This window comes from Peptoniphilaceae bacterium AMB_02, from assembly GCA_036321625.1.
GTDB lineage: Bacteria > Bacillota > Clostridia > Tissierellales > Peptoniphilaceae > Microaceticoccus > Microaceticoccus formicicus.
On sequence record CP143259.1, the window covers coordinates 428,974 to 442,097 of the forward strand.

Annotated in this window: 10 protein-coding genes and 1 pseudogene; 10 read left to right on the top strand and 1 reads right to left on the bottom strand. The window is 34.2% G+C overall.

Features of this window, described 5'->3' with window-relative positions; translation table 11 throughout:
• Positions 1-68: 68 nt before the first annotated feature.
• The 5 genes and pseudogenes from VZL98_02105 (at position 69) to VZL98_02125 (ending at position 8,502) form a co-directional block, all read left to right on the top strand.
• Positions 69-2,648 carry a type I restriction-modification system subunit M gene (locus VZL98_02105; protein ID WVH63769.1) on the top strand — a complete coding sequence of 860 codons (2,580 nt, stop codon included), beginning with the start codon at positions 69-71 and terminating at the stop codon, positions 2,646-2,648.
• Positions 2,645-3,838, top strand: a complete 1,194-nt coding sequence (locus VZL98_02110; protein ID WVH63770.1) for a restriction endonuclease subunit S — start codon at positions 2,645-2,647, stop codon at positions 3,836-3,838. The genes VZL98_02105 and VZL98_02110 overlap by 4 nt, the downstream gene beginning before the upstream one ends.
• A gap of 15 nt (positions 3,839-3,853) precedes the next feature.
• Complete coding sequence (locus tag VZL98_02115; GenBank protein WVH63771.1) at positions 3,854-6,937, top strand: HsdR family type I site-specific deoxyribonuclease; 3,084 nt, start codon at positions 3,854-3,856, stop codon at positions 6,935-6,937.
• A gap of 99 nt (positions 6,938-7,036) precedes the next feature.
• Positions 7,037-7,555: pseudogene (locus VZL98_02120) on the top strand (restriction endonuclease subunit S).
• Positions 7,556-7,572: 17 nt separating this feature from the next.
• Positions 7,573-8,502 (top strand): site-specific integrase, encoded by a 930-nt coding sequence (locus tag VZL98_02125; GenBank protein WVH63772.1) that lies wholly within the window; start codon positions 7,573-7,575, stop codon positions 8,500-8,502.
• Here VZL98_02125 and VZL98_02130 read toward each other — a convergent pair.
• Positions 8,474-9,094: a restriction endonuclease subunit S gene (locus VZL98_02130; protein ID WVH63773.1), complete on the bottom strand. Its 621-nt coding sequence runs from the start codon at positions 9,092-9,094 to the stop codon at positions 8,474-8,476. The two genes, VZL98_02125 and VZL98_02130, sit on opposite strands and share 29 nt — an antisense overlap.
• A 131-nt stretch (positions 9,095-9,225) precedes the next feature.
• Here VZL98_02130 and VZL98_02135 point away from each other — a divergent pair, with 131 nt between their 5' ends.
• The 5 genes from VZL98_02135 to VZL98_02155 all read left to right on the top strand — a co-directional run bounded on the left by VZL98_02135 (position 9,226) and on the right by VZL98_02155 (position 13,108).
• Entirely contained in the window at positions 9,226-9,549 is a 324-nt protein-coding gene (locus VZL98_02135; protein ID WVH63774.1) for a PadR family transcriptional regulator, read from the top strand.
• A complete protein-coding gene (locus VZL98_02140) occupies positions 9,546-10,226 on the top strand; it encodes a hypothetical protein (protein WVH63775.1) in 681 nt (226 codons plus the stop codon). Before VZL98_02135 ends, VZL98_02140 begins: the two co-directional genes overlap by 4 nt.
• 445 nt (positions 10,227-10,671) lie before the next feature.
• Positions 10,672-11,139, top strand: coding sequence for a small multi-drug export protein (locus VZL98_02145; GenBank protein WVH63776.1), 468 nt, complete (start codon positions 10,672-10,674; stop codon positions 11,137-11,139).
• Between the two features lie 13 nt (positions 11,140-11,152).
• Positions 11,153-12,109: a GNAT family N-acetyltransferase gene (locus VZL98_02150; protein ID WVH63777.1), complete on the top strand. Its 957-nt coding sequence runs from the start codon at positions 11,153-11,155 to the stop codon at positions 12,107-12,109.
• 69 nt (positions 12,110-12,178) lie between these two features.
• Complete coding sequence (locus VZL98_02155; protein WVH63778.1) at positions 12,179-13,108, top strand: J domain-containing protein; 930 nt, start codon at positions 12,179-12,181, stop codon at positions 13,106-13,108.
• Positions 13,109-13,124: the final 16 nt, after the last annotated feature.

Consider the following 13,124-nt stretch of genomic DNA (forward strand, 5'->3'; position numbering starts at 1 on the left):
TTTTTACACACATAAGTACATAAATATACAAAAAAATAAATTAATATAGATATTCAGGGGGGAAATGCATGATTACGTCAGAAGAGATTAAAAGACGATTGTGGAATGGGGCAAATGAACTAAGGGGTTCGATGGATGCTAGTAGGTATAAGGACTATATGCTTGGGCTTATGTTCTATAAATTCTTAAGTGATAAAACGCTGGATACATTTAGAATAATTAGTAAAATGAATGGTGTGACTAATGATGAGCTCGTGGATGCGTATACCAATTCTGCGAATGAATTTGGAACTCAGTTTTTTGAAATGATTAAAAGTTCATTAGGATATTATGTTGAACCTGAATACCTTTACCAAACCTGGATTAGAGATATAAATTCAGGTGATTTTGAAGTTCAAAAAGTTACAGATAGTTTGAACAATTTCGAAAGAACAATTGCCATTTCTGATGAAAATAGTGATTTTGTTGGACTATTTGCGAGTTCTTCACTAGATTTAACAGATACTGCACTTGGAAGTAATTTAAATGAAAGAAGTAAAAATATTAAAGCGCTTATCTTACTATTTGCAGATCTTGACATGGTAAAGCTTCAAGATGGGGATATACTTGGCGATGCTTATGAATATTTAATTGGTATGTTTGCTATGGAATCCGGCAAAAAAGCCGGTGAATTCTACACGCCGAGACAGGTAAGTGAAGTTATGGCGCAGATTGTCGCCAAGAGTAATACTATAAGATCCATATATGATCCAACAGTTGGTTCAGGATCCCTACTACTAACAGTTAGGAAACATCTAGGAAAAGATGATCAAAGATTACTCGACTATTATGGACAGGAAAGAAATACTGCTACTTACAACTTAACCAGAATGAACTTACTATTACATGGAGTAAGACCAGAAAGGATGACTATCAAAAATGGCGACTCTTTAGCTGAAGACTGGCCAGAAGATCCTAAGAGACCAAATGAAGGAGTACTTTTTGATGCAGTAGTAATGAATCCTCCTTACTCAGTAAAAAACTGGAATAGATCTGAATTAAAAGTTAGTGATCCAAGATTTGAAATTGCTGGAGTTTTACCTCCAAATTCTAAAGGAGACTTCGCTTTTTTATTACACGGACTTTACCATCTCGGACAGAATGGCACCATGGCCATAGTACTACCTCATGGAGTTCTTTTTAGAGGTGCATCTGAAGGGGAGATCAGGAAGAGATTAATTGAGAAGAACTATATTGATACTATCATTGGACTTCCAAGCAATCTATTCACAAATACTGGAATCCCTGTAGTAGTCGTGATTCTTAAGAAAAATAGAGAACTTGGAGAACCGATATTAGTAATAGATGCATCACATGATTTTACAAAAGTTGGAAAGCAAAATGTATTACAAGAAAAAGACATAGCCAGAATTGTAGATGTCTATAGTGGTAGAATTGAAAAAAGAGGCTATAGTCACTTAGCGACTAGAGAAGAAATAATTGAAAATGAGTACAATCTTAATATTCCTAGATATATTGAATCAATAGATGAAGAGATTCCTCATGATGTAGATGCTCATATGCATGGAGGGATACCGAAGAAAAACATAGATGATTTAAAAGTTTTACAAGCCACTGCTCCTGATGTATTGTCAAATGGACTTAGAGCGATTAGAGATGGTTATGTAGAGCTCGTGAAATCAATCGATGAACTGACAAATGAAGTTCTTAGCGATGAAAAAGTAATTTCTAAATCAATAGATATGGAGAACAGAATAAATGAGTATATTGGCAAATACTGGGATTTATTAAGAGATATAGATGATAAATCTAATCTGTCGAATTATTCTAAAGAAATGCTTGAGGAGATTAAAAATATTCTATCTGATTTTAACTATATTGATGTATATGATGGATATCAAGTTATAGCAGAAGTTTGGGAAGAATCCCTTATAAAAGATACTGAACTAATCGCTGAGGGAGATTTCTATGCGGTTGCAAGACAGAGAGAACCTAATATGGTTACAAGAGGCTCTGGTAAAAACAAAAGAGAAGAACAGGATGGTTGGAATGGCACTTTAGTTCCAAATGATCTAGTAGAAAGATTCCTATTTAAACAAGAAGTTGAAGAGCTTGAGAGTAAGAGAACCGAATATGACGAAATAGAATCTGAATTAGCAGAACTTATCGAAGCTGCAAAAGAAGAAGATACTGACGAGAATATAGCTCTTTATGATGCGCTTAGAAAGAATGATGAAGACGAACCGATGGATTCATTTGAATTTAAAGCACTTAGGGAAGAAATTAAGAATGCTGAAAAAGGAAGCATGGAATATGAACTTTTAACAAAAGTAGATGATCTGTTGAAAAACCGAACAAGTATAAATAGGGAAATCAAGGATGCAGAAACTCAGCTTAAAAATGAAGTTCAAGACAGGATACTTTCTTTAACAAATGAAGAGATAGATATTATAATGTACGAAAAGTGGTTTGGAAATACTGTCTCTGAGATGATTAAACTCGTGGAAGAACCTTTAAAAGCTGAACTAGACATCTTAAAAGAACTTAATGAGAGATACTCAGAGACTCTTGAAGATATAGATGCTGAAATAGCAAAGCTTGAAGCAGAATTCGCAGAGATGGTCAGTCAGTTGGTGGTGACGAAATGAGCGAAGATAAAAAATTAATACCTAAAAGGCGGTTTAAAGAGTTTGAAAACGCTGGCGCTTGGGAACAGCGTAGGTTGGGCGAAGTTGTAGAAATTATTATGGGACAATCACCAAAAGGAGACACGTATTCATATACACCTAATAAATACATATTAGTTCAAGGAAACACTGATTTAAAGAATGGATGGGTCATGCCAAGAATTTGGACTACTCAGCAAACAAAAAAAGCTAGTAAAGGTGACTTAATCATGAGTGTAAGAGCACCAGCAGGAGTTGTAGGAAAAACAGATTATGATGTTGTTATTGGACGAGGTGTGGCTGCAATAAAAGGTAACGAATTCATATTTCAATATTTAACTAAATTAGACCTGGAAGGGTATTGGAATGAGTTGTTTACAGGTTCGACTTTCGAATCGCTAAATACAAATGATATTTATAATGCTAGAATTTCCTTACCCTCTTTAGACGAACAAATAAAAATTGGTCGGTTTTTTAATGAGAAAGACAACGAAATTACCCTTCATCAGCGTAAGTTAGAAAAGTTAAAAGCAGATAAAAAAGCTTATCTTTCTGAAATGTTTCCCGCTGAAGGTGAGCATAAGCCAAAGTTAAGATTTGAAGGATTTAATGACGATTGGGAACAGCGGAGGTTGCAAGAATTGGGTGTAATATTAACAGGAAGTACCCCTTCTACAAATATTGATTTATATTACTCTAATGATGGGATACCATGGGTAACTCCTACAGATATAACAAACAATATAACTTACTCGTCTGAGAGGAAATTGAGTAAAATCGGACAACTCGTCTCTAAAGTGGTCCCTAAAAATACTATATTAGTAACATGTATAGCTAGTATTGGGAAAAATACTATATTGGGGACTGCAGGAGCTTTTAATCAGCAAATTAATGGTTTGATACCAAATAAGGATATTGCATTACCATATTTTTTATACATCAGTAGTTATTTTTGGTCTAAAAATATGAAAAAATCAGCTTCTTCTGGAACAATGCAGATCGTAAATAAAAGAGAGTTTTCTGAAATTAATACAATGGTTCCAAAGATAGATGAACAAATAAAAATTCAATCATTCTTTAAGAACATAGACAACCAAATCACCCTTCATCAGCGTAGGCTAGAAAAGCTAAAAAATATTAAGAAAGCATATCTAAATGAAATGTTTATCTAGAAAGGAGCGTAAGTAATGACGGAAAGACAAAAAGATTCTTCGGAAAAGATCTTTCAAGAACGATTTGTACAAGGGCTAGTTAAGTATAAATGGTCAGCACCGGAACATTTAGACGGAAATCTTAAAAGGGTTACAGTCGATGATTTGATTGAAAATTGGAGACGAGAATTAAATAGACTCAATGCCGATCAACTAGAAGGAGTACCATTAACCGATAATGAGTTTAAACAGGTGATGGCCAAAGTCAGTCAGATTAATAATAGCTTTGAAGCAGCAAAACTACTGGCAATTGAAGAGTCAAAGGGGAAAATAGATGGGATATATAGAGATCCCAATCCCAAAGTTACTAGAGAACAAATAACGCTTACGATCTTTAAAAAAGCGCAAGTAAGTGGAGGAGACTCCAATTATCAAATAGCTAGAGAAGTTGTGACTAAAAATGGAAATAGATTTGATATAGTCCTATTAATCAATGGTCTACCACTAATAAATATAGAACAGAAAAGGACCGACAAGGATTTAATAGAAGCTTTTGGGCAGTTTAAAAGATACTATGCCGATGGTGAATACTCTAATAATTTCATGGCCTTTTCACAAATGATGGTTATCATTTCAGAGATTGCTACAAGGTATTTTGCAACTCCTAAATCACTAGATGAGTTCAATCTAAGTTTTGTCTTTAGATGGGCTGACAAAAACAACAATCCGGTAAATGATTGGAAAAAGGTTATTGAATATTTCCTGATGGTACCAATGGCTCATCAGATGGTGGGGGATTATTTGGTAATAGATGAGGCTTTAAATGAGGAAAACAAAAGACATATGCTTATGAGACCTTATCAGGTATATGCATTACAGGCTGTTGAGGGAGCTGCCTTCGGTTGGGATAATGATGGCGTTCCTCACGGTGGTTTCGTATGGCATACGACTGGTTCAGGCAAGACCATTACCAGTTTTAAAACTGCACTCTTTTTATCGACGAGAGCAGGTTTCGACAAGATCATCTTTCTTGTAGATAGAAGAGAACTCGACAATAAAACTAGTGAAAACTTTAAAGCCTATGCTCATTATGAAGCTGTTACAGTTGATGATACAAAACACACTTATGAATTGGGAAAACATCTAAAATCTCCTAAAAGTGGAATTGTAGTAACTACTACTTTTAAACTAGACTCCCTGATAAAAAATTTACTTGAAGCTTCGGATGATAGTATTCGTGATAAAAAATTTGTCTTTATAATAGATGAAGCTCATCGAACCACTATGGGTCATATGATGGGAGCGATTAAGAGATATTTTAAGAAGAATAGTTTGTTTTTTGGATTTACTGGGACTCCACTTTTTGAAGAAAATAAAAAAACGGGTATGATAAATGAGAAAAGTGAAGTTATAAACACGACTGAAAAACTATTTGGACCTTTACTACATCAGTATACTATTGATGAAGCCATATCAGATGGAAATGTACTCGGGTTTCATGTAGATTATATAAATACTGGCGAATTTAAGGGATATGAAGACCTTAGAGAACAATTGATTGATATAATCGCGATAGAAAAACCACATCTTAGTGATTATGAAATAGAAAGAATGGTAGCATCATGGGATGAACTAGAAGTGGAGAAAGAAGCTGCAAGTCTCCAGATTTTAAGATATGATGATAAAACTCATATTCCAAGAGTTGTAGAGTATATTTTAAAGAACTGGGATAGTCAATCTCAAGGTCGAGAATTTAATGCTATATTGACTGTAGCTTATAAAGATAGGGTTATAAAGTATTATGAGGAATTTAAGAAACAGCTAGCTGAGTCAGATCAAGTACTTAATTTAGCAATGACTTTTAGTTTTGGAAATGAGAACGATCCTGATAATGTAGCCAATGAAGTAGTTGAGAATATGTTTGAAGATTATGAGAAGTTTACTGGAATTAAGTTTATTCCTGGAAATAATAGAAATGGCGAGGCTGCTTATTTTGAGGATATAGTAGATAGAGCTACAAGAGGTGGAAGTGGTCGAAATCCTAAAAATATAGATTTGGTTATTGTTGCGGATCAATTACTAACAGGCTATGATTCTAAGAGATTGAACACTCTTTATGTGGATAGGGATTTGAAACTTCAGGGATTAATTCAGGCATACTCTAGAACGAACAGAATACTAAATAAAAATAAAGAATTTGGTACAATTGTCAATTTTCAATTTCCAAGGATAACTGAGGAAAAAGTTAAAAAGGCTCTTATACTCTATGGAAGTGGGGGAACAAGTTCAAAAGCAATTGTAGATAAATATGAAACAGCCGTTTATAAGTTGAGAGTGTTGATTGAAAAATTGATAGAAACACTTCCCAATCCTTCAGATTGGGAACTTATAAAGGATAACGAGGAAGCTAAGGAAGAATTTAATCTTGCATTTCTAAATGCTTCTGCTCAAATGAATCTTGTTCAGCAATACTATGAATATCGATGGAGTGATGCTGACTTTGGAATTGATGAACACACCTGGATGAAGTACATAGGTGCTTTTAAAAATCTAAATCCAAAAGAATCAGGTGACGATTTGATACCTGTTATTCAATTAAAAGGTAAAACAAAAATAGTAGGAACTCAAAAGATTACTGCTGCGCACATAATTTATTTAATAGGTGAAAAATCCAAACCAATTGATGGTAAACAAGTAATAGATGATGAAACTCGAAGACTGGTTTATGAACAAATAAAAGAACTATCTGATATGGGTGATTATATTGAAGCTGAGCTTTTAAAGGAGTTTGTTGAAACAGAGCTATTGGCAAGTCATATCCCGACCGGAATTAGTTTCGATAAAGCATTTACGAACTGGAAAATATCAAGAAAAAAACAGGAGACTATGGAGTATGGCATGAAATGGGGAGTTAAACCTGATCTTATTTATAAGTCTCTTTCGGAATACTCAACTTCTGAACCTGATATAATACCATTTCATGAAGATATCACTAAAGATATAAATATTGAAAAAGCAGTAGATAAATCTGCTGGAGATCACTTACTACATTATATGAAATTCAGTAATGATTATCCTAAATGGTTGGCAGAAACTGCTGAGAAGTACGGAGATAATTAAAAAAATATAATAATATTAAAATATACGAGAAAATGTATAATAATTAAAGCTAGGGAGTTGTTTTTCCTTAGCTTTTTTTAGTTCCCTTGGGAACAGCGAAAGTTAGGTGATATAGCTATTAAAGCTGTTGACAATAGAGGAAAAACACCACCATTAGATATAAATGGGAAACATCCGTTAATAGAAGTATCAGCACTTGGGCTAAAAAATCCAAACTATTCTATGATTGAAAAGTATGTATCTAATGAAACATTTAATGGATGGCTTAGAGATCACATAAAAAAAGATGATATTCTATTTTCAACCGTTGGTCAGACGGGAATAGTTAGTTTAATGGATGATAATGAAGATGCAGCTATCGCACAAAATATTGTAGCATTTAGAACAATTGGAGAGTTCATCCCTGGGTACATTTATACGGTACTATCTACTCCAATTAATCGAAGAAAATCTAAAAGTATAACAATGGGTGCAGTGCAACCAAGCATTAAAGTATCTCAGTTGGTTAATGTTGTGTATTTAGTTACTCTATGCAAAAAAGAACAATTACAAATTAGTGATTTTTTTGCTTTGCTTGACAACCTAATCACCCTTCATCAGTGTGAGCCAAAACAATAATGATAGGAGGGAAGGAAATGTTGAATGAAATTACAAAATCTGAACTATTTCATAGGTATTATAAGCAGTGGATAACTGTTTATAAGCAAGGGGCAATAAGAGAAGTGACAATGTCTAAGTATTTAATGACGCTGAAATGGCTTGAGGTATTAGTCCCGGAGTTAACTCTTTCAGAATTGACAAGGATAACTTATCAGCAATTACTGAATGATTATGCTCTTGAACATGAAAGGCAGACGACTATGGATTTTCACCATCAATTAAAAGGAGCGATTCTTGATGCTGTCGATGAGGGTTTTATAGACAGAGATCCCACCAGGAAAGCAATAATCAAAGGAAAGGCACCAAGGGAGAAAAAAACCAAATATTTAAATCAGTTTGAGTTACATGCCCTACTGACAAAGCTTAAACTTGGAACTGAAATAAACTGGGATTGGTTAATACTTCTAATTGCCAAGACAGGGATTCGATTTTCTGAAGCTTTGGCTCTTACTCCAAATGATTTTGATTTTTCCCATCAGATGCTTTCAATCAGTAAGACCTGGGATTATAAAGGAAATGGTGGATTTTTACCTACTAAAAATAAATCCTCTATAAGAAAGATACAGATTGATTGGCAGACCGTTATAAGGTTCTCTGAGCTGACAAAGGATCTTCCAAATGAGACTCCACTATTTGTTGGAGATAAAAAGGTTTATAATTCTACAGTGAATAATGTGATAACAAGAAGGTGTAAGGAAGCTAATGTTCCCATAATATCAATACATGGACTAAGACATACTCACGCTTCACTTTTACTCTTTGCTGGCGTTTCAATCGCTAGCGTTGCCAGAAGACTTGGACATTCTAGCATGACAACAACTCAAAAGACATATATTCATATAATTAGGGAATTAGAAAACCAAGATGTGGATCTAGTTATGAGATTATTATCTGGATTAAGTTAGATTTTAAAATTGGCTCACACTGATGAAGGGTGATTTGGTTATCAAGCATTTTAAAATGGTTCCCAATCTTTTTTTGCTCCTTTACTTCTGGAAGTGAAATAAATATATCCATAGCCTTCGTTTTAGAGATATTATATCGTGATATACCTTGAGCTAATAAGTTGAACTGTTTCCTTATATAATAGGATCTTAATGAATAAGCTAAAAAGTAAGGATCAATCGTAATAGTAGGCCTAAACCCAAAGCAAAAGCTATTTAGATAGATATTATCAAAATTATATAACCAGATAGATGACATACCAACCTCATCAGGAGTTTCAGACGACGTTGTAAAGAAGACATCTCCATATTTTATTGAATTTTGTGATTTATCGATAGTAATTGAGTCCAATTGATTTTTTTTGGCAATAGTATTATTAAAAACATTTAAATATGTTACATACTTTGCATCTCCAAAACCAAAGTCTTTTTTAGTTTTTCCAGATAATCCTGTATAAGTGTATCCTACTTCCCCCAACTTCCGCTGTTCCCAAGGGTATGTAAAAAACTCAACAAAGAAAATATAAAATCCTACATTATTTATCTTTTCCAATCATAACATATTAACATCAACTACGTCTAACACTCCCCATAAAAACCCCTTGACACCCACACTACCTTGTATTACAATATACACATACCTTGCAATACAAGATAGCGACAATAAATAAAGAAGGTGATAATATGATTCCTTCACAAATGCTTAAGGGAGTTTTAGAAGGGGCGATTCTTGAGATTATTCGAAGGGAAGAGACATATGGATATGAAATATCGAAGATACTTTTAGAGGCTGGATTTGGGGAGATATCGGAGGGGACTATTTATCCGGTTATTTTAAGACTTCAGAAGAATAGGTATGTCAAGGGCGTGCTTAGGGAGTCGAGTATTGGACCGAAGAGGAAATACTATAGTCTTACTGAAGAGGGTGAGGAGTATTTGAGAGAGTTTAGAGATAATTGGGGAGCTCTGGCGGATGCTATGGAAGAATTAATGGGAGATAAAAAATGAGCAAATTAGGTGAATTGAGGAAATTAAATAATAGAGATGAAGCGAAAATCTCAAATAAAAACAAAGAAAAATACGATAGCATGATTCTCTACTTAAGAGGATCAAAGATAAATGAATATCATCAAGAGCTTATAAGGCAGGATCCTATAAGCATGATTCTCGGAGCGGAGGAAAGAGGAGAAAGTTTAAAGCGTGTATTTAATGGAGATTATAAAGCTACCTTAGATGAGATTATTGCCTCGGCTCCGGTGCAAGATACTAAGGAGAGGTTTATTTACAATTTATCGATGCTGTTTTTTGTTGCATTTGTTCTACTTGGAGTTATTTTTGTGATGAAAACCATAGCTCAGTTTAGAGATAATGAACCTCTTAGGTATGTACTTCTATTGGGGGATCTAATCACTTTTCTAATTACAGGATTTGCCTCTGTTGTGGTTTTAAATGCGCTGACCAGTGGTGTAGTATTTTCAAAAAATCAAAGTCAAAAAAACAATATTATATTGTGGGTGGTGCTCGCAGTAACATTTGGAGTTGTTTATCTAATTCGTCAATATACACCTCGGATTGTATTAATTGATAGTTCAATTGTGGTGGGAATCATTATAATTGGTATCATTGGAGCATTGTATAAATTAATCGATAAATACTATACTGATAAATACCATACAGAACTTTAGTTTATGAAATTAAGAGATTTTTAAATAATGGACAATTACGGGAATACTCGAATTCTATAGGAAACATTAAAAACAGTTAATATAAAGCCTTTTAAGCAGTCATCTAGCATTTGTAGATGGCTGCTTTTTCTAATTATTTTCTAAACTATTCATTATCTAATCTTCATGATTAGTTTATTGATGCTTAATCTGAAGAGTTAATTTAACACGAATTCTTTATCTTATGAAATTAGGTTGTGTTATGTAGCTGAGATTTACAATAAAAGAGCAAGCAAATCTTACCATGCGTAATCTAAGGTGGATTTTTAAAGAATTTCATTAATCTACCATACAGCTAATCACTATTTATAACTATTTCATCCAATTATTCTTAATTAAATTCCCCAGTTCTAGTATAATAGTAATAGAGTTAATAATAAAAGTATGAAATCCAAGAGGTGATGTTTTGGATATTTTTCAAGGTTTGAGTCCTGAGATTAGGACATTTATTATGGCGATGATGCCTGTAATAGAATTAAGAGGAGCAATACCCTATGGGGTAAGCCAGGGACTGAGTCATCTGTCTGCTTATATAATAAGTGTAATTGGCAGTACAGCACCTGTACCACTTATAATTCTATTTTTTAGACCTATAACAAGTTTACTTGTTAAGAATAAGTATTTTAGTAAATTCGTTAAATTTGTAGTTGATAAAACTCTTAGAGAACAAAGTAAAATAAAGAAGTTTGGGCTTTTCGGTTTATTTGTTGTTGTGGCAATACCGCTTCCGGGGACCGGCGCTTATACGGGCAGTTTTTTAAGTTCGTTATTAAAATTTAGAATAGCTTATGCACTACCGATTATTGCGCTTGGGAATGCAGCTGCAGGACTTTTAGTCTTGGCTTTAACTTATGGAATAGGACAAGTTTTTTAATGAGGTGAAAAAAATGATAAGATTAGCAAATATAAAAGATTTAGATAGAATAATTGAAATTATAAATGATGGCAAAAAAACTCTTGCTGACAATAATATCGCTCAATGGAGCAATGATTATCCTAGTCGTGATGTAATCATGAAGGATATAGAGAATAGTGAGTTCTATGTAATGGAGCTTGAGCAAGAGCTTGTAGCTGTTATGTCCTTGATTTATGAACCCGACAGTTCTTATGATACTCTAAAAGGCGGACAGTGGCAAAAGAGCTCCTATACTGCGGTCCATAGACTTGCAGTAGCTAGTGAGCATATGGGAAATGGTTATGCATTCAAGATGCTCGAATTTGTCTTGGAAAAAACAGCTGAACTCGGCTTTGAATCAGTTAGGATTGATACGCATGAGGACAATCTGGCGATTATTAAAATTGCAGAGAAGCTTGGTTTTGAGTATAGGGGAATTATCAGTTTTGAGAGCAGCGGAACCGGAGTTGCTTATGAAAAGATAATAGATAGAAGATTTGGCGTTTACTTAAAGACTTTTGAAGAGTTCAGCATCTATGAGGTCTATGATATTCTAAAACTTAGACAAGATGTATTTATCGTCGAGCAAAAGTCAATTTTCCACGATATAGATGAGCAGGATTATGATTGTTTGCATTATTCTGCCTATAAAAAGGGCGAGTTAATCGGATATATAAGGATACTTCCTCCCGGTATGAGTTTTGATGAGCCTTCGATGGGTAGATACTGTGTAAGTGAGTCTGCAAGAGGACAAGGGGTAGGTAAAGTACTGTTTGAGAAGTCCATTTCGTATATACATGAGGTTATGAATGAACCTGTAATAAGGATAGAAGCTCAATCTTATCTTGCTGAACCTTATAAAAGAGCCGGTTTTAAAATAGTCGGGGAAGAGTATGATTTGGACGGAGTACCCCATATTGAAATGTTAAGAAATTGTAAAGAATTTTAAAATTACGCTTGCAATATAGCAAAGGAAGTAGTATAATATACGTAGGTCAAAGAAAGTCAGGAGGAAATTATGGAATATCAAGATTATTATAAAACGCTTGGCGTAGACAAAAAAGCTACAAATGCCGAGATTAAAAAGGCATTTAGAAAGCTTGCAAAAAAATATCATCCGGATATGAATGCAGGTGATGCTGAAGCCGAGAAAAAATTTAAAGAGGTAAACGAAGCCTATGAGGTTCTCGGCGATGAGGAAAAGAGAAAAAAATACGATATGTTTGGTTCCAGTACTCAGTTCACCGGTGGACAAAACTTTGACCCTAATCAATACGGTTTTGGTGGTTTCTCATACTCAACCGGAGAAAATACCGGAGATTTTTCTGACTTTTTCAACCTAATTTTTGGTAAAAATGGTTTTAGTGGTTTTGCATCGGGTGCAAAGAATTCTGCAAGAGATATCTTTGGGAATTTCGGTAGATCGAAGCCATCCAGAAGCAAGTACGAAACTTCAATGACTATCAAACTTGAAGAAGCTTACAAGGGAATAGAAAGAGTTTTAAATTTAGAGATAGATGGACAGTCAAAGCAGTTAACTGTTAAAGTCCCAAGTGGAATACTCCCGGGCAAAAAGATAAGGGTTAAAGGAGAAAAGATTGGACTTACCAATGCAGACATATATGTAAAGATTGATGTCCTACCAAGTGCCATTCAGTTGGATGGGATTAATACAAAGTCAGATTTGAGCATTGATCCTTGGGATGCTGCTCTTGGAACATCTGAAATAATAAGGACGCTGGCTGGTAAGGTCAAAGTCAATGTGCCTAAGGGCATCAGAAGTGGTAAGAGAATCAGGATACCCGGTAAGGGATTTAAAGATTTAAAAGGCAATGTGGGAGATCACTATATAAATATAGTAATCAACAATCCTACAAATCTTACCGATGAACAAACTAAGTTGTATGAAGAGTTAAAGAAATTGGAAGAGGAAAAAGTAACCAGTTAATACGGTATAACGTATT

Bases quoted from the DNA above. Each gene is read 5' to 3' on its own strand.
- VZL98_02150 (WVH63777.1), top strand. From the start codon at position 11,153: ATGATAAGATTAGCAAATATAAAAGATTTAGATAGAATAATTGAAATT.
- VZL98_02155 (WVH63778.1), top strand. From the start codon at position 12,179: ATGGAATATCAAGATTATTATAAAACGCTTGGCGTAGACAAAAAAGCT.
- VZL98_02110 (WVH63770.1), top strand. From the start codon at position 2,645: ATGAGCGAAGATAAAAAATTAATACCTAAAAGGCGGTTTAAAGAGTTT.
- VZL98_02115 (WVH63771.1), top strand. From the start codon at position 3,854: ATGACGGAAAGACAAAAAGATTCTTCGGAAAAGATCTTTCAAGAACGA.
- VZL98_02125 (WVH63772.1), top strand. From the start codon at position 7,573: ATGTTGAATGAAATTACAAAATCTGAACTATTTCATAGGTATTATAAG.
- VZL98_02135 (WVH63774.1), top strand. From the start codon at position 9,226: ATGATTCCTTCACAAATGCTTAAGGGAGTTTTAGAAGGGGCGATTCTT.
- VZL98_02105 (WVH63769.1), top strand. From the start codon at position 69: ATGATTACGTCAGAAGAGATTAAAAGACGATTGTGGAATGGGGCAAAT.
- VZL98_02140 (WVH63775.1), top strand. From the start codon at position 9,546: ATGAGCAAATTAGGTGAATTGAGGAAATTAAATAATAGAGATGAAGCG.